Annotated in this window: 16 protein-coding genes and 1 pseudogene; 4 read left to right on the top strand and 13 right to left on the bottom strand. The window is 47.4% G+C overall.

Annotated features, from left to right (window positions below):
- Positions 1-20: 20 nt before the first annotated feature.
- Together FW758_RS06150 and FW758_RS06145 are read right to left on the bottom strand one after the other, a co-directional pair.
- Complete coding sequence (locus FW758_RS06150) at positions 21-344, bottom strand: rhodanese-like domain-containing protein (protein ID WP_011845563.1); 324 nt, start codon at positions 342-344, stop codon at positions 21-23.
- A gap of 145 nt (positions 345-489) precedes the next feature.
- On the bottom strand, positions 490-1,065 hold the full coding sequence (locus tag FW758_RS06145) for a helix-turn-helix domain-containing protein (protein ID WP_226059398.1): 576 nt from the start codon (positions 1,063-1,065) through the stop codon (positions 490-492).
- Between the two features lie 163 nt (positions 1,066-1,228).
- On the opposite strand from FW758_RS06145, the gene FW758_RS06140 reads away from it, so the two are divergent.
- Positions 1,229-2,416: a benzoate/H(+) symporter BenE family transporter gene (locus tag FW758_RS06140; RefSeq protein ID WP_012586541.1), complete on the top strand. Its 1,188-nt coding sequence runs from the start codon at positions 1,229-1,231 to the stop codon at positions 2,414-2,416.
- Positions 2,417-2,468: 52 nt separating this feature from the next.
- Here FW758_RS06140 and FW758_RS06135 read toward each other — a convergent pair whose 3' ends face one another.
- Entirely contained in the window at positions 2,469-2,924 is a 456-nt protein-coding gene (locus FW758_RS06135) for a GNAT family N-acetyltransferase (RefSeq protein ID WP_446444926.1), read from the bottom strand.
- Positions 2,925-4,028: 1,104 nt separating this feature from the next.
- Between FW758_RS06135 and FW758_RS06130 the strand changes: the two are divergent.
- Both FW758_RS06130 and FW758_RS06125 read left to right on the top strand, forming a co-directional pair.
- A pseudogene (locus FW758_RS06130) lies at positions 4,029-4,595 on the top strand (FRG domain-containing protein); the annotation flags it as partial.
- 1 nt (position 4,596) lies between these two features.
- Positions 4,597-5,652: a DUF262 domain-containing protein gene (locus FW758_RS06125; protein ID WP_263266513.1), complete on the top strand. Its 1,056-nt coding sequence runs from the start codon at positions 4,597-4,599 to the stop codon at positions 5,650-5,652.
- Between the two features lie 875 nt (positions 5,653-6,527).
- Here FW758_RS06125 and FW758_RS06120 read toward each other — a convergent pair.
- Entirely contained in the window at positions 6,528-6,827 is a 300-nt protein-coding gene (locus FW758_RS06120; protein ID WP_446444925.1) for a type II toxin-antitoxin system RelE/ParE family toxin, read from the bottom strand.
- A gap of 8 nt (positions 6,828-6,835) precedes the next feature.
- A complete protein-coding gene (locus FW758_RS06115) occupies positions 6,836-7,078 on the bottom strand; it encodes a type II toxin-antitoxin system Phd/YefM family antitoxin (RefSeq protein WP_446444924.1) in 243 nt (80 codons plus the stop codon).
- Positions 7,079-7,121: 43 nt separating this feature from the next.
- Between FW758_RS06115 and FW758_RS06110 the strand changes: the two genes are divergently transcribed.
- On the top strand, positions 7,122-7,349 hold the full coding sequence (locus FW758_RS06110; RefSeq protein ID WP_446444923.1) for a hypothetical protein: 228 nt from the start codon (positions 7,122-7,124) through the stop codon (positions 7,347-7,349).
- A gap of 17 nt (positions 7,350-7,366) precedes the next feature.
- Here FW758_RS06110 and FW758_RS06105 read toward each other — a convergent pair whose 3' ends face one another.
- The 8 genes from FW758_RS06105 to FW758_RS06070 form a co-directional block, all read right to left on the bottom strand.
- Positions 7,367-8,110 carry a hypothetical protein gene (locus FW758_RS06105; protein WP_446444922.1) on the bottom strand — a complete coding sequence of 248 codons (744 nt, stop codon included), beginning with the start codon at positions 8,108-8,110 and terminating at the stop codon, positions 7,367-7,369.
- 28 nt (positions 8,111-8,138) lie between these two features.
- Positions 8,139-9,398 carry a beta-ketoacyl-ACP synthase gene (locus tag FW758_RS06100; RefSeq protein WP_446444921.1) on the bottom strand — a complete coding sequence of 420 codons (1,260 nt, stop codon included), beginning with the start codon at positions 9,396-9,398 and terminating at the stop codon, positions 8,139-8,141.
- Entirely contained in the window at positions 9,399-10,124 is a 726-nt protein-coding gene (locus tag FW758_RS06095) for a 3-ketoacyl-ACP reductase FabG2 (protein ID WP_446444920.1), read from the bottom strand.
- A 177-nt stretch (positions 10,125-10,301) separates the two neighbouring features.
- Positions 10,302-10,835 (bottom strand): hotdog family protein, encoded by a 534-nt coding sequence (locus FW758_RS06090; protein ID WP_446444919.1) that lies wholly within the window; start codon positions 10,833-10,835, stop codon positions 10,302-10,304.
- 4 nt (positions 10,836-10,839) lie between these two features.
- Positions 10,840-12,039: a beta-ketoacyl-[acyl-carrier-protein] synthase family protein gene (locus tag FW758_RS06085; protein WP_446444918.1), complete on the bottom strand. Its 1,200-nt coding sequence runs from the start codon at positions 12,037-12,039 to the stop codon at positions 10,840-10,842.
- Between the two features lie 47 nt (positions 12,040-12,086).
- Positions 12,087-12,851, bottom strand: coding sequence for a DUF3261 domain-containing protein (locus tag FW758_RS06080; protein ID WP_446444917.1), 765 nt, complete (start codon positions 12,849-12,851; stop codon positions 12,087-12,089).
- Between the two features lie 4 nt (positions 12,852-12,855).
- Positions 12,856-14,145 (bottom strand): NAD(P)/FAD-dependent oxidoreductase, encoded by a 1,290-nt coding sequence (locus FW758_RS06075; protein ID WP_446444916.1) that lies wholly within the window; start codon positions 14,143-14,145, stop codon positions 12,856-12,858.
- Positions 14,146-14,168: 23 nt separating this feature from the next.
- On the bottom strand, positions 14,169-16,664 hold the full coding sequence (locus FW758_RS06070) for an MMPL family transporter (protein WP_446444915.1): 2,496 nt from the start codon (positions 16,662-16,664) through the stop codon (positions 14,169-14,171).
- Between the last annotated feature and the right edge of the window lie 2 nt (positions 16,665-16,666).

Here is a 16,666-nt window from a genome sequence, read left to right as displayed (position 1 = left end):
GGCATTTTTGTATGTGCATTTTAGCTCGGTTGGCAGCAGACTAAATCTTTAAGTGAGCCACCATTCACCACGCAGCCAAAACCATTGGCCTTGAGGATATCGCAGCCTTTTTGCGCTCGAATACCCGCGCCACAGTAGAGCACGAAGGGATGTTGTTTATTGTCGACTTGATGCAACCATTGGTCGAGCGTTGGCAATGGCACATTAATGGCTTGGGGCAAATGACCGGAGGCAAATTCCTCTGGTGAACGCACATCAATCACCCGTGCGCCTTGCTCAATCAATTGCCAACACTTTTCGCCCGATTGACTGCCGGATAACTTAGCCAGTAAAGATTGAAACATAGCATTGCTCCTACCATTAGAAAATTTTCAATAAGTTTATTCTAATGAATTGGCGAGTGCAAGCGTTGCAAATTATCGGTAGTAATGGTTTGGTCTTTGGCGTTGTTGGTACTCGAACTCTGCATTACTGGCGTTAGATAAGCTGCTACAAGCTAGATTCACTGCCTCGTTGATAGTGAATGATGTCGTGGAAGACCACGGCTTGGTCGTTGAGATTTCGATAGCCATGGGGTTTGTCGGCCGCAAATCGTACCGCTTCACCTTGTTTGAGCGTTTGCCACTGTCCATCGACTAACACTTCCATCGTGCCGCTTAATACAATGACATGCTCAGTGACGCCAGCTTCATGGGGCTCAGAAAGCCGCTCATAGTTTGGCAGCAGAGTGAGTTCAAACATCTCAAAACCGAAACGGTCTTCAAAGGGAAACAGTGAGGCGACTAGCATGCCGTCGGTGGCGGGTTGTTGGCGTAATTCGTCGGGTTTACGGAATACTGCGCCTTGGCTCTGGGGCATGGGCTCGAGAAAGGTCGAAAGCGAGATATTGAATCCACTGGCAATTTTCCACAGCGTCGCAATGGTTGGGCTCGATTCACCGCGCTCGATTTGTCCTATCATGGCCTTGCTGACGCCTGTCTCTTGGGCGGCTTTATCTAAACTCCATCCCTTTTGGTTGCGAAGTGCTTTGAGTGTGGTGGCGAGATAGCTGTTTATCGTCTGCACAATGGCCCCATCATTTTTATAAAAATTTAGTTTGTACGTTATAACGCACAGGTGCTATCTTGTCCATCTCGTACGTTATAGCGCACGAAGGCTATCTTGTTCATTTGATAAGCGATAGCGCACAACGTGGTGGCGACATCAATTGCAGAGAAAGGGAGTGGATATGTGGCGAGATGCAGGGAGTTTGTCAAAAATATCAGCGGGTTTTATTGCGGTATTAGTGGGTTATAGCAGCTCGGCTGTGATTATCTTTCAAGCGGCGGAAGCTGTGGGTGCGACACCTGCACAGATTAGTTCGTGGCTGTGGGCTTTAGGTGTGGGCATGGGCGTGACCAGCATAGGGTTATCGCTTTACTACAAGAATCCTATTTTAACGGCTTGGTCGACACCGGGCGCGGCGCTGATGGTGACCAGCCTTGCAGGGTTGAGCGTAAACCAAGCCATAGGCGCTTTTCTGGTGAGTTCGATTTTAATCACTCTTTGCGGGGTGGCGGGCTGGATGGATAAACTTATTCGTATCATGCCGCAGTCAGTCGCTTCAGCCATGTTAGCGGGGATCCTGCTGCAATTTGGGCTAGGGCTATTTCAGGCTATGCAAACCCAGCTGAGCCTCATATTAATCATGCTGTTGGTGTTTGTCGTGGTTAAGCCTTTTGCGCCGCGCTACATCATCTTGCTGACCTTGCTGGTGGGCATTGGCATGAGCTTTCAATTGGATTTACTCAAGTTAGATGCGGTTCAGTTGCAACTGGCGATGCCAGTGTGGACCACGCCTGAGTTTTCGCTGGCGAGTGTAATTGGCGTGGCGCTACCGCTGTTTGTAGTGACTATGGCCTCGCAAAATATGCCAGGAGTTGCTGCGCTGCACGGTAATGGCTACAGGCCGCCTATTTCGCCTTTGATCACGAGCACAGGGCTAATCGGGGTAATTCTGGCGCCCTTTGGCGGTTTTGCTTTTAACTTATCCGCCATCACAGCGGCTATCTGCATGGGGAAAGAGGCGGATCCGAATCCGGCGACCCGCTACTGGGCGGCGGTATGGGGCGGGGTGTTTTACTTTATCACTGGGTTACTCGGCGCCACTGTGGTTGGTCTGTTTTCCGCTTTCCCGAAGGAATTAGTACTAGCCATCGCCGGATTAGCGCTGCTTGGCACTATCGCCAATAGCCTGACTGCCGCATTAGCTAAAACCGAAGATCGCGAAGTCGCGGTGATCACTTTCTTGGTCACGGCATCAGGTTTTAGTGTGCTGGGTATCGGCAGCGCATTTTGGGGACTGTTGCTTGGGTTTATTATCCATTGGTGGAACGGGCACAGAACTGCAGCTGTGGTGAAGCGAGCGAATAATTAGCTGCAGCACAGCGCCTTAGTAGATGAATTTAAAAGACTAAGGCGCATGTGTTTTAGATTTTCTTTGTCATAAACACGCTATTGGGGTCGAGTTGGTAGCCGTCGAAGGGGCCACAGATTTCAAAACCAAATTTGCAGTAGAGCAGGCGAGCTGGGTTGAAGAAGTCCATCGAACCTGTCTCTAGACTCAGACGTTTGACGCCAGCGCTTTTGGCATCGTTAATCAAGTGCTGCAATATTTTAGACGCTATGCCTTGCTGTTTATAGGGCGCGGCGGTGCGCATGGATTTGATCTCGGCGTGCTCAGCATCTAACCATTTTAGTGCACCGCAGCCCGCTAAATTGTTGCCATCCCATAGGGTCCAAAAACGGATATTGGGCTGACGCAGGCCATCAAGATCTAATGCGTGAACGCTTTCGGGCGGTGAAGTTGTCCGCATATCGTCGAGGTGTTCTGTTAAAAGTGCTGCAATTTCAGGCCCTTTTAGATCATCTAGTATTATTTTCATCGTTGCTCTCAAGATTAAAATTCCCTGTGTTGTCGCTTATCCATCATAGTGTTATCGCGTTTAGTTCTTTTTAGGGGTAAACGCTGCGGTGGATAAGCAAAGGGTAGGCCAAGAGTTTTTATCTTTAGCTAAAGCTAAACCCAGAATCAAAGTCAAAGTCGTGGGGCTTCACCCCACACCCGACCAAGGAGGACTGCTCGTCCTATCCTCCTTGGATTCTCCAAGACGCCCCTTACGGAGTTGAAATCTCCTTGGGCAATTAGCGTCCTTATGCTATCGCGTCAGACGCTCGTCCCTGATTCGACTGATGCTATCTCGGCCTCCATGCCTCGATCACGCAACGAACGCTAACGCCCTGCGGCAACTCCGAGGGGAAAGTGTATTCCTTAGACTCTAGCGTTATTGGTCAATTGTTAAGAAGTAAAAGTTATGTTTGTCCGACCTTTTACAATCCTTAACTCCTTTGCAAAACCGCTGTTTTTTTTGCGACTATAACGGTGTTTTAAGCGGATACATTCACCATTCCTTTAACGCATGTTCTGTAGTTCTATTTACTACAAAGTGGCTTGCCGAAGCTTGAATGCAGATTGAAAGTACATTATGTCGTTGTTTTTAAATAGACTACTTGATTTCATGGCACGAATGATTAGTGCGCTAAATATCTTATCGGTTTATTTGTGTAGTAAATAAATGTGAGTTATGCGATAACGGTGATAACTTACTGTCATATTTAAAGAATTTTGTCATAGAAGTTTAAAACAAAGTAGGTTTTTTGTTTGAGTTTAACGAGAAGTATAGGTATAACCCCGTTAAACCTACGAAATCTAGAATTCATCGCGCTAACACCTTTTAGGGAACATTAGTTTTGCCTAACATATTGACTACTATAAGAATTACTTCATTTCAAGATTTTTTGAATAATGTTGATATGGGGCAGAATAGTCCTGAATCATCCTTATGGTTCAGAGGGGCTGGTAAGTCTAGCTATACATTATCACCATCTCTTCATCGTCATCTAAAAGTGACAGATACTGCTTCCTTACTAGATTATGAAAAAAAACTATTAACTAGATTTAAGGAGCGGTCAGTACATATTTACAGCATCGTATAGATGATGTTTGGGAATTGTTGTTTTTAATGCAGCACTACGGTATGCCAACGAGACTATTAGATTGGACTGAAAATCCCTTTATATCTCTGTTTTTTGCGCTGAGTTCTGCAAATAAAGATGCTAGTGGTAATTATGTTGACGATGCAGCTGTTTGGGTATTGTCACCTCCAAAATGGAATCAATGTGTATTTAGTAATATAAGTTATCGGGGAGGACCTATGTCGCCATCTGAGACAACTGTTACAAGCTATCAGCCAAACACTGAATCTCAGTTAATGCATGAAAACCCTGTTGCAATACTTGGAATTCATAATAGTCCTCGAATAGTTGCTCAAAGAGGATCATTTTGTTTGTTCGGAAAGTCGTTAACTCCAATGGAAACAATTTATAAAAATGGTGCATTTGAACAGGATACGCTAAAAAAAATAGAAATACCTCATGAAATTATTGGTGATTTACTAGATAAATTAGTTTGGATGGGTATTACTGATTCTGTCGTGTATCCTGATCTGGAAGGGTTGGCTAAAGAAACAAAGCGTCTATTTGGGTTTGGAGTTTAATATGTTTAAAGTGCAGTCGCATCAAACTAGAACGCTCAGTTGGTGGTATAAACAACGTAATGAAATTGATTTTGAACCTTCATATCAACGAAAAGGAAATCTTTGGGGGGATAGAGATAAAGCATATTTAATAGATTCAATAATTAATGGTTTTGATGTGCCGAAAATATATTTGACTGACTTTACAATTGTAAACTCTCCTCTAAACGAAAGGAATCTTTCGTACTCAGTAATTGATGGTCGTCAGAGATTAGAATCTATTTTTGCATTCATGGCAGACAAGATCCCATTGAATAGTGATTTTGTTTATTATGCAAATCCCAGCATTAAAATAGGTGGAAAATACTACTCTGACCTTAAAATGAATCAACCTAAAGTCATTGAGGTACTTGAAGAGTTTAATTTAGACGTAATGAGCGTTGTTGCAGATGATGTTGAAAAAATTAAAGATCTTTTTATTCGCCTAAACAAAAGCAAGCCTTTGACTGGCGCTGAATTGAGAAATGCGATGGAGGGAATAATACCTGACTTGATTAGGGGGTTGGTAGATAGACCATTCTTTAAGGTTAATATAAAGTTTTCAACACAACGAGGTCAAGATAGTAATGCTGCAGCCAAAATACTTCTGATCCAACATAGAGGACGGTTTGTTGATACAAAAAAAGCAAACTTAGATAAATTTGTTAATGAAGGAACTAAAGCAGAAAATCCTGAACTATATATTGACTCTGCTTTTGCTGCACAAAAAATAATCGACATTATGCATGAAATATTTGAAGAGAGAGACCATCTTCTTAGTGCACAGGGAATGCTTTCGATTTTTTATGTTTTGGTTAGAGATTATAAACAAAAATTAGAATTCATACGTCCTTTCTTATTAGAGTTTATGAGTGAGCGAAAGAAAAATGTCGATTTATCTAAGCTTGGTTCTGCAGATGTGGAGCAAGAGTATTTAACTTTTGATTCATTTATAAAAAATGCTAATGATATTGGAGGGCTTAAAGGGAGTTACGATATTTTAAGTAGTCGATTTGATGAGTATTTGAAATACGTATAACAAGTTTATGAACACGGACTTGTATAAGCTGTCCCCTTTTTTGCTTGTGCGAAAAAGCCACCTACTTATACAAGCCGGTTACCAAGATATTAATCCAAAATTGTAGTATTTATCCTCACCCAGTGAATCATTAAGCTCTTATTTAACAATACTTCTATTGTTAGTTTTCCCCAAAAGTTTGGTGAAACCTGTAATCGTTAAATATTAGCTCTAGTCTTTTGAACTTAGAGGCTATGTTAATGATCGAAAGGCCAACCATGGTGATTGGTGAGACGACCGTCCGCCCCATGGACGGGGCGGTCGAGCATCCAAGGATGAACTTGCTGCGCGTCGTCGAGCCAGTACCATGGTTGGCCTCACTCTGAGCAATATCTATGTTTAATAGCCTCTTCGCCTTTCATAGCTCTCGTTCATAAACTTTGAAACTATTCACAGTGTAGTGAGTGATTACCATCGCAAGCCTGTATAGGCAATTTCAGCAAACGCTAAGGCCAACAGTAATTTAAAAAGTGATCCAAACGAATATAAAAATGGCCGAGCATAAGCTCGGCCATGATTTGTTCGATTAAGCGTAAAACGGGCTGGTTTAATAGAATTTCTTCAGGTAGCTGAATTTAATTGGCCACCCACTGTTAATTCTTTTGGTGTGCAGATATAACTACTTTAATTTCATGGTTTTACTGTGGATTCAACCATATAAGCTAGCAGATTACGCAGATGCTCGAAAGGCAAACCATGGTGATTGGTGAGACGACCGTCCGCCCCATGGACGGGGCGGTCGAGCATCCAGGGATGGACTCGCTGCGTGTCGTCGAGTCAGTACCATGGTTGGCCTCACTCCTACTTTTTATATCTGCTCTATGAAAGGGGTGAGACTATTTCAGATGATTTTGTGGTAGTTGTGGCTGGCCTAACATGGCAACGATGAGGATGAAGTCGTCTTCTTTTGTGAAGTAGGCGGTGTGTTTAGCAATCGGAAAGTAGAATCCGTTGGGGTAAATATCATCGCAGCTTCTGCCTAGTCCGGGGTTATCGGCTAACATTTGAAAGCCAGATATTAGGCTTTCTTTGTATTTGTGCCACTGCGACTCAGAAAAGTGTTGAATGGTGTAGTCTTTAATCTTTAGTAAGTGAGTCTGAGCTAACTTACTCAGTTTATAGCGTTTATTTTTCATGTAAGTTGCTACAGGGCGTTAAGAAAATCTTCGCCATCAACAACATTAGCTTTCGCTAAGTCTTCTTTAGCAGCGTTGAAGCAGTGTTTAAGGTAATCCGCTTTCATCGCCTCAAGCTGTTCGAAGTCGTGGATAGACATCACAACAACCGCATTTTTACTGTTTTTGCTGATCTTGATAGGTTCGCGTTGAGCATTTAGCAGTAACTCACCGAAATTTCGTTTGGCGTCATTGGCTGTTAATGTTTGCACGATTAAGCCCTCTTATTTGGAAATACAGTAGCAGTATAGTGTATTGTGCGAAACGCTCAAAACGATTAAATCGTGCGATCTTTTCGAAAACAAATGGGTCATAAAGCTTTATCACCAACAAAAAGCACTGGCTACAGGGCCAATCGCGCTGTGCGGCATTCTGCGGGGGTTCCCTAATCCACCCACTGTTAATTTTTTCTCCAAACGCAAAACTGTCGAAGCCAATATAAAAATGGCCGAGGATATGCTCGGCCATGATTTGCTCGATTAAGCGTTAAACGGGCTGGTTTAGTAGAATTTCTTCAGGTAGCTTGCCGCATATTTTTGCAGTTTTCGGTTCGAACTTGTGGTCGCAATATTTTCAATCACGTCGCGGTAATCTGCGTTGCCTGAACTAGCTAGCGCTTTTGCCATGTTGGCATAGGTATCGATGGCGAGTTTATCATCGGCCATTAAGCGTGGCGTTTTCAATTCGTTACTGAGGATGGCTAAGATAAAGTCATCGTACTGACGATCATCCATAATGCGTTTAGCCGCCAGTCGCATTAACTCTAAATCATCGCTGCGTAGCGCATTGGCAAAGGCATTATTTTGCTGACTTTGGTCGGCAGCATATTGGCTTTTATCACCAAGAATGGTATTCCACTTTTTATATTGCGCTAGGTTTTCATTGGCTTGAGATGCGTATTTTTTGAGTTTTTTGTGATAGTTGCCATTCATAATGCTGTTGATGGTTTCGCTGTACTTGTCGTTACCCGAATAGGCTAAGCCTTTGACTAACCAAGCACTGTAGTCGATGGCATTTTTTTCAGTCGCTTGGGGTAAAGAGGCAAGCAGTTTAGCTTCGAGCACATCGTAAATCGCAGGATCGGATAAGCCTGCAAGGGTTAAGGATTCGATGGCTTGTTTCTGCTTAAATTCGTTGTCGCCATTAAAGATTTCTTGATAGGTTTCTACCGTGTATTCTTTGGCAAACAGTGGTGCGGTTAATAAACTGATGCTCAGCAGCATCCCTGCAAATAGTGGTTTCATTGCTATGTCCTTGTGTGGGTTTTAGGTGTTATCTAGTCCAGCGTTTAAAAATCAGCGAGGTATTAATGCCGCCAAAGGCGAAATTATTACTCATGACATAATCTGTGTCGATTGGGCGCAGTTCGTTGCGGATATAGTCCAAATCGGCGCACTGTGGGTCGATATTCTCAAGATTGAGCGTTGGCGCAAACCAGCCCGCATTCATCATCTCAATACTCACCCAAGCTTCTAACGCGCCGCATGCGCCTAAGGTGTGGCCCGTGTAGCTTTTAAGGGATGAAATCGGCATGTTAGTGCCAAATACCGCGTGAGTCGCGTGACTCTCGGCAATATCACCACGGTCGGTGGCTGTGCCGTGGGCGTTCACATAACCTATGGCGCTAGGCTCAAGCTGCGCATCCTTAAGCGCTAATCTGATAGCTATTTCCATGGTCTGCGCATTCGGTTGGGTGACGTGTTGACCGTCGGAATTTGTGCCAAAACCGACTAACTCAGCGTAAATCTTGGCACCACGCGCCTTGGCGTGTTCTAGCTCTTCGAGCACCAACGTACAAGCACCTTCGCCAATGACAAGGCCATCACGGCTCGCATCGAAGGGGCGCGGCGTGAGTTCGGGTGTGGAGTTTTTGGTGCTAGTGGCAAACAGGGTGTCAAACACCACAGCTTCAGTGGGGCAGAGTTCTTCGCCGCCGCCTGCCAACATTAAGGTTTGCTGACCGTATTTGATGGCTTCATAGGCGTAACCTATGCCTTGGCTACCCGAAGTGCAGGCGCTGCTGGTGGTGTGAATGCGGCCCTTTAAGCCGAAGAAGACGCCAACGTTCACCGCTGTGGTGTGCGCCATCATACGGATATAGCTAGTGGCGGTGACGCCCGACATATCGCCCGTTTTCAGCATATCGCCAAAGGCGGTTATAGGATCGGTACTGCCCGTGGATGAACCATAGGCGATACCCATTTCACCCGAGGATACGATAGGGTCATCCAACAGCCCCGCATCGAGTAAAGCCAGTTCACTGGCGCGAGTCGCCATAATGGAAACCTTGCCCATGGAACGAATTTTCTTGCGCGAATAATGGCTTGGTACTTCAAAGTCAGTAATTGGCGCGGCTAAACGGGTGTTGAGTCCGTCGTATCTATCCCAGTCACTCATAGTGACGACGCAGTTTTTCTGCGCCTTAAGGCTCGCCGCTATCGTCGGCCAATCATGGCCTAGGGCGGTAATACCACCAACACCTGTGATGACCACTCGTTTACCCAAGCGTGTTTGATTTGTCGCCTCGCTCATTTAGATCATGCCTCCATTGACCGATATCACTTGGCGAGTGATATAGGCGGCATCGTCAGACATTAAAAATGCGGCTAAGGCTGCGATTTCATTGGGTTTACCCATGCGGCGCATTGGCACTAATTGCTCGACCATGTCTTTAGGAATATCGGCCACCATGTCGGTTTCTATCAAGCCCGGGGCGATACAGTTGACGGTAATTTTGCGTTTTGCCAGTTCTAATGACAGTGCCTTAGTCGCGCCGATAATGCCCGCTTTGGAGGCGCTGTAATTCACTTGGCCACGGTTGCCCGCGATCCCAGATACCGAGGCTAAGGTGATGATACGTCCACCTTTTCGGCCTTGTACCATAGGCATCACGCAGGGATGGATCACATTATAAAAGCCGTCCAAGTTAGTGTGGATCACGCTGTCCCATTCGCTTTCTGTCATGGCGGGAAAGGCGGTATCGCGGTTGATGCCGGCATTGAGGATCACGCCGTAATAGGCACCATTGGTCTCTATATCGGCTTCGATGGCAGCTTTGACTGTCGCGCGTTCGGCAACATCAAATTTTAGCAGGCTCACATTGACGCCAAGCGCGCGGATTTGCGCCGCAGTGTCATCGGCCGCCGTTTGGTTACTGTGGTAATGCAGGGCGATATCTAAGCCTGCAGCGGCAAGTTTTAGGGCGATGGCTTTGCCTATGCCGCGGCTCGAACCTGTGACTAATACTCTGTTATTCATCTATTTTCTCCACCCCATTTTATCTTTAGGAGTCTGTATGGGGTTGCATGTATTTATGGTAAAAAGCTGCTTGCTACGGCGCTTAATCTAACGCTTTCTATCGACAGGCTAATTCAGTTTGCTGCGATTGCATGGTCTCAGCATGGTCTCAGCATTGCCTCGATATTTGTGTCTAAGTTAGTGCCCAAGGCTTCTATTGGCTACGTCTTGGTTGCCAGCAAGGTAGGCTTGCGTGTCCTGAGGTTGGAACACATTCACATTGGCTGTAGCCACTAAGATTTTTTCTTGATCGCTTCCGGCCTTGGGCAGCAGATAAATCTGGCAGTCAAATACTGCTAATCCCGACTCCTCTTGATAGAGGCGGCTGACTTGGGTGCGATAGGTGCGCCCGAGTTCATATTGCTTGGCATGGAGCGCTAATTTACGCGAGCCCAATAGAAAACCCACGCGGATTTTATCATTGCGCAGCTTAGCTTCTACTCCGGCCAGTGCAGCAATACTTTGGGCCATATATTCGATGCCGACATAATTGGGTACGGCTTGATATTTATCATCGAAATAAGGGCTCTTGGCCGTGATAGTGACTTCGGTCTCTAGGTTATCGCGGCGATAGCCAATGACTTTATCGAGCAAAATCATCGGTGCCCTATGGGGGATAAAGTCGGCAATATCTTGTTCGGCAAAGGGTTGGTTAATTTTAAGTAACTGCATGGTACTAGGCCTCGTTACGGCAAAAAATCAGGCTGGCATTGCTGCCTCCAAAGGCGAAGGAATTGCTCATCACATAGTTAAGTGCGCCTTTGGCGGCGACTTGATGGCGTTCGACTAAGGCAATGGACGGGTCCTGTGGATCGACTTGTCCGTCCCATTGATGGGGCGGCAGGGCTTGGCCGTGATTATGTGCCGAAAGCAATAAATAGCAGAAGGCGGCTTCGATTGCGCCAGCGGCACCTAAGGTATGGCCGATTAAGGGTTTGGTCGAGCTGCAGGGCGGGGTGTTCACGCCAAATACTTCAACCACAGCGCGGCTTTCCATCGCATCATTTTTGGGTGTGGCTGTGCCGTGTAAGTTAATGTAACTGATGTCTTGTGCTGCAATGTTTGCATCCTGCAACGCCGCTTGCATGGCGGTGATGGCGCCTGCGCCTTCGGGGTGTGGCGCCGAAATATGATGGGCGTCGCTCGACTCGCCAATACCCGCCAGCATCACATCGGACTCGCCCAACGTCAGCACGAAAAGCGCCGCGCCTTCGCCGATATTGATGCCATCACGGTTGATACTAAAGGGATTGCAGTGGCCCTTGGACACGGATTCCAAAGCATTAAAACCATTAACTGTGAGTTGGCACAAACTGTCGACACCACCAACAATCACCATATCGCATAGGTTAGCCTGTAATAGGCGTTTGGCACTGGCAAAGACTTTGGCGCTGGAGGAACAGGCGGTTGAAATCGTGTAGCAAGGGCCATCTAGCTCAAAATATTGGCGTAAAAAGTCGCTAGTGCTGCCGAGCTCCTGCTGGAAATAGTGGTAATCCGCCGGAAAGTGGCCGTGTTGATTGCGATAGCTCAGGGCCGCTTCACCTTTAGAAATCCCCGAGGTGCTCGTGCCTAGCACAACGCCAATGCGGGCATGGCCAAAATCCCGTTTTGCTTGTTCAATTGTGGTGGCAATTTGCAGTGCGGCGCACAGCAGTAATTGGTTGTTACGGCAGTCGAACTGGATGAGCTTTGCAGGAATGCTTGGTAGCGCAGCCGTCACGGGTGCAACTAAGGTTGGGTGCTCGAACAGGAGTGTGTCACTGCGCTGCATCGCGCTGGTATCGCCTGCGATCAGGCGGTCTAAAACCTGCTGGGGATCTTGCCCTAGCGGGGTACACAGTCCAATTTGTGTAATGGCGACTCTGTTCATCATAGCGTATCGTTTTTACCATGGCACAGTGAAGTGCGGGTGTTAAAAGGTTAAATAGGTTCGATATCTAGCTCAAACTTGGCCTGCGGCATAGTTAAGCTGATGTGGGCTTGCCATAGGGCATCGCCGACATTTTGTTGATAACGGATTTGCACCACATGGGTTTGCAGGGCGCTTTTACTGATCAAGGTATCTTGGCTATAGATCTGGCGACAGGGGATTGTAATTACTCGGGTATCGACAAGCGTGTCGCTCTGATTTCCCCCAACCGTATCGCAAAGACCAGTCACTAAATGGCCACCTTCCAAATGGGCGCGAATACTTTGCTCAGGCCAATAGATCAGTTGCATCATCGCCATTAAATACTCGGCTTTAAAATTGTCGCCTAGCAGCACACTTTGCTCACTGCTGAGTGTATTCCCATCATAAACTAAGGTAAACAAAGCTTGTCCGAGTGGTGCTAAACCCACGAGTGTCATGCGCTCACCCTCTAATTCCAATTGAGTGAGCAGTTCGTGGGACTCTTTACCCACTTTAATACTGACTTTTTGGCTAAAGGACTGGGGTGAAGATACGCCAGTATTACTGTCGGTTTGCTGACTCGCCATGATGGCGGGCTTTGCCGTTGGCTTAGTCAATGGCTTATCGGTCGCGGGAGCAAAGTCATGGGGCAGTGGAGCCAAACAATAACGCATATCCTTAGCGAGCCCGACACAGGTCTGCCTGAACAGCAGTTCACTACAGCCCGTTAGCCCAAGGCTTGCGAGCAGCAGGGCGGCGATCACTGGCCATTTAGCGTTAAGGTTTAGCGGCATGCGGTTAGACCTCTGCGAATGCTGGAGTGGCGGCTGGGTTTCGGCACAGTTCGACTATCATATTCAGGCGGCGCTCCGAGTCTTTAACAAAGGGGTTATTCGTATCCCAAGCATAGCCCGCCAGAATAGAACAAATCATCTGCTTGATACGCTCGTTCGGTTCTTCATAGAAGATCACGTCCTGAAAGCGGCCATCATACCAAGCTTGCACATAGGTACGAAAGGCATTCACGCCCTGCATCAAAGGTGTTGAGTAATCGGCTTGCCAGTCAACCGTTTCGCCATTGAGTTGTTTCGTCAGGCATTTTGCTGCCATAGACGCCGATTGCATGGCGATAGTCACACCGGAGGAAAACACAGGATCGAGGAACTCGCCCGCATTACCCAGTAGGGCGAACTTGTCGGTCGCAAGGCGTGACACATTGGCGGAATAACCTTTGAGCGTGGCGCATTCCTGTACCACTTTAGCGTTTGCCAGCAGGACTTTTAGCCCAGGTTCTTCATTGACTATGCTCATCAATTGTTGCTCAAGCGAACCCTGTAAACGCTCAAGTAACTGCGGCTCAGCCACCACGCCGAGTGAACAACGGCCATTGCTAAAGGGAATAAGCCAATACCAAATGTCTTTATGTTCAGGGTGGACGCTGATCAAAATCTTATTACGATCGAAGCTAGCATCGCTGATGTTGTCTTCTACATGGGTGAAGATGGCGCTGCGCGGTGGCAGGCAAGACGGACTTTCTAAGTTGAGCAAGCGGGGTAATACGCGCCCAAAACCACTGGCGTCGAGCACATATTGGGCATTGATTTGATAAAGCTCGCCCTGTTCATTACGCACCGTTAAGCGTGGGTTCTCGGTTAAATCTATCGCCTCGACCGTTGCGCCGTAGCGGATGTCGACCCCTTGGCTTTGGGCGGTATCGGCTAACAGTTTATCAAAACTGGCGCGCTGCACTTGAAACGTGGTGCCCGGCCCAGGAGTAAATTTATCGGTAAAATCGAAGGTGGTGTAAGTTCCATTGCGACGAAAGGCGGCGCCATTTTTATGTTGGAATCCAGCGGCATTGAGCGCATCTAACATACCTGCTTCTTCGATAAACTGCATGCAGCAGGGCAGTAAACTTTCGCCGATGGAGAAGCGAGGAAAATGCTGTTTTTCTAACACAAGCACGCGCTTGCCTTGCTGGTGTAGCAGGCTGGCAGCGATGGCGCCTGAAGGTCCTGCGCCGATAATGGCCACATCGACATCAAGTGAATTTGGTATAGCTGATAAATCGTGAACCTGTGTAGACATGTAAAATACGTTCCTTGTAATCATCAGGACTTTTTTGTCGTTAGAAGCTGATTGGTGGTTAAAGCCAGTGTTGCGGTCAAAATCAACGGCGAAAGTAAAAAGGTAAACCCTATGCCCAGCGACAGGGTTAAACCAAAGTAGTGGATCGCTTGGGTCTGGCTAAAGGCAAGTAAACCAAAGGCCAATAGGGTCGAGCAGGCGGACATAAACACCGCCATCATCACTGCCTTGCCGTGGTTCTGGGCTGAGGCAAAAAACAAGCTGTAGTCTATCCCAATCCCGAAAACTAAAATGAGCGCCAGTGCATGGAACAGACTCAGTGGTGAGCCCGTTAAGCCTAAAGTTGCCAGCGTTAGCAGGGCCGCAAGGGCTGGCACGGCAACCACAACCGCCGCTTTTTTAAAGCCGAAATTCAGGCTAAACAATAAGAGTGCGATGCCAAGTGCAAGGGCTAACAGCTTTAGGGTTAACAATCGATAATGGCCCATGACGGCGGAGATATCCGCGACTTTATCGATAAGTTGTACGCTTTCATCATGGGCAAAACGCACCTTAAGGGCATCGATTTGCTGAATGCCGCCAAGGAGGACTATGGCTCCATAATCTGCACCATGATCCGCGCTCGCCCTATCATCATTTAGCGCGCCATTACTGACTGGCCAATTAGCCTCATTCGGCGCGAGCCACAGCGGCGCGAGTTGCTTGCCTGCCCCTAGTGTAAAGAATGCAGCAGGCGTGATGTACTCTGTTTTCGCGGCCAAATAGGCGGCTTGCAGTTCTGGCTTTAGATTTTCATCCAACCCAAGGCTTGTGAGCACTTGCTCTAACTGAGTTTGATAGATTTCGCCCAGTAAGCGGTAAGCCGTGTCTTGTTTTTGATGGCTGGGCAGATAACGGCTGAGGCTGACATAGTTACCTAACTCTTGATTTGTTATGGCGGCATCAAGCATGGGTGACACTCGCTCAAGCTGTTGCAGCAGCGCTTCTTCGCTCGGTGCGCGCACCAATAAGAATTGATTATCTGTGCCGCCACTGAGTAACTGACGTAGCTGGTTTTCTGGCTCAGTCACGCTTGCAGGGCTTTGCTGTAAATGACGAATATCGTCATCGACGGTTAGCTTTGTTACGCCGCCCAGACACCAGACTAGTATCACTAAAGCAAACATGCCCATGCCTAACGGCGTGGTAAATCGTTTCGATAACTGAATGAGACAGGCAAGGTAAGTCCCCGCGAGCGCTAACGGGCGGGAGCCTGCGGGTAAGCGACTGCCGGCTAACAGTGGATAGGCGAGAATGAGGGTGAGATAGGCCCCAAGTAAACCTGCGGCGCAGAAGATGGCGACTTGCTGCATGCCGGGAAACGGCGCTAAACCTATGCCGACGTAAGCCAAGGCGCTGGTGATAAAGGCGAGCGTCACCGTTGGGAAGATATACGCCACTGTGGCCTGTGCGCTCCGCTCTGTATCGCTTAAGCGTTCGCAGTAAAAATGAAAACTGTAGTCGATGGCAATGCCAATCAAGCTAGTGCCAAACACTAAGGTGAGTAAATGCAGCTCGCCAAATACGCTTAAGGTAAAAGTCACGGCCAGCAACAGCCCGCTAGAAATAGTGACGATTGCTAGCAGTAGCGGCATTACAGAGCGAAACGCCAACCAAACTAAGGCTATCACCCCAAGTAAGGATGCTAGGCCGAGGATCGATATTTCACTCTTAGCCGTTTGCGTTGCCGCAAGGGCATGAAACAGGGCGCCAGCTTTGAGCACGGTAATATCTGGGTAGCTTTGTTTAACGGCATCCAATCCTTGGGTTAATACCGTCATCTGCGCTAATTGTGCATTGGGATTAAAAGCGCTTTCTCGCCCTTTTGCCATGACGACAGCGGCAACATTATCGCCTTGATTCACAAACAGTATCCCTTGGCTGGCTCTGACTTTTGAACTCGGTGCGAGGGTGAGTAAATTGGCTGGGAATAACAGTAGCGGATCTTGGGCGAGCAAGTTGCTATTGGCGTAACTAAAGGCGTTGTAAAGCTGCGCAGTGGCGGCCTCAATCAGACTTTCAATATTTTGGCTGGCTAACGCTTCGGCTTGCGGCGCTGTCAGTAATTTAAATCTGTGGGGGAAATAGAATTGTCCTAGCGCTTCGCCGAGCTGCATATCGGCGCTGCGGATATCGGTTAGCGCGCCTTGCTTACCCCTTGCAACAAGGTCATCTTCAAGCTTTTGCATCAACAGCTTAGCCGCAGCGATTGCTGTGGTTTCATCCTTGGCGACAAGCGCAATATAGACTTGGTCAGCGAGCGTGGCTTCAACTTGGTTAAGGGCGCGTTCTGTGAGTTTATCTTGCTGTAAATGCGGCAACATGGCGAGAATATCGCTCTGCACCCGAGCGCCGTTTTGCCAGAGTTGCAGTGTCCACAAGCTTGCTGTCAGCATCAATAGCAACCAAACGACGAGGCGCCACTTAGGGGAAGATTGCATTAGAGCTTGATTGGCGCGCGCGGCGAAGTTGGAGGCCATGG

The sequence above is a fragment of the Shewanella sp. 1180_01 genome, from assembly GCF_052850535.1.
The sequence above is the reverse complement of the archived record's forward strand: the minus strand, read 5'-3'. Positions and strand labels throughout refer to the sequence as shown.

Excerpts from the sequence above, each read along its gene's own strand:
- FW758_RS06090 (WP_446444919.1), bottom strand. The coding sequence starts at position 10,835 with ATGCAGTTACTTAAAATTAACCAACCCTTTGCCGAACAAGATATTGCC.
- FW758_RS06120 (WP_446444925.1), bottom strand. The coding sequence starts at position 6,827 with ATGAAAAATAAACGCTATAAACTGAGTAAGTTAGCTCAGACTCACTTA.
- FW758_RS06070 (WP_446444915.1), bottom strand. The coding sequence starts at position 16,664 with ATGGCCTCCAACTTCGCCGCGCGCGCCAATCAAGCTCTAATGCAATCT.
- FW758_RS06150 (WP_011845563.1), bottom strand. The coding sequence starts at position 344 with ATGTTTCAATCTTTACTGGCTAAGTTATCCGGCAGTCAATCGGGCGAA.
- FW758_RS06125 (WP_263266513.1), top strand. The coding sequence starts at position 4,597 with ATGTTTAAAGTGCAGTCGCATCAAACTAGAACGCTCAGTTGGTGGTAT.
- FW758_RS06085 (WP_446444918.1), bottom strand. The coding sequence starts at position 12,039 with ATGATGAACAGAGTCGCCATTACACAAATTGGACTGTGTACCCCGCTA.
- FW758_RS06095 (WP_446444920.1), bottom strand. The coding sequence starts at position 10,124 with ATGAATAACAGAGTATTAGTCACAGGTTCGAGCCGCGGCATAGGCAAA.
- FW758_RS06105 (WP_446444922.1), bottom strand. The coding sequence starts at position 8,110 with ATGAAACCACTATTTGCAGGGATGCTGCTGAGCATCAGTTTATTAACC.
- FW758_RS06140 (WP_012586541.1), top strand. The coding sequence starts at position 1,229 with ATGTGGCGAGATGCAGGGAGTTTGTCAAAAATATCAGCGGGTTTTATT.
- FW758_RS06080 (WP_446444917.1), bottom strand. The coding sequence starts at position 12,851 with ATGCCGCTAAACCTTAACGCTAAATGGCCAGTGATCGCCGCCCTGCTG.
- FW758_RS06100 (WP_446444921.1), bottom strand. The coding sequence starts at position 9,398 with ATGAGCGAGGCGACAAATCAAACACGCTTGGGTAAACGAGTGGTCATC.
- FW758_RS06135 (WP_446444926.1), bottom strand. The coding sequence starts at position 2,924 with ATGAAAATAATACTAGATGATCTAAAAGGGCCTGAAATTGCAGCACTT.
- FW758_RS06075 (WP_446444916.1), bottom strand. The coding sequence starts at position 14,145 with ATGTCTACACAGGTTCACGATTTATCAGCTATACCAAATTCACTTGAT.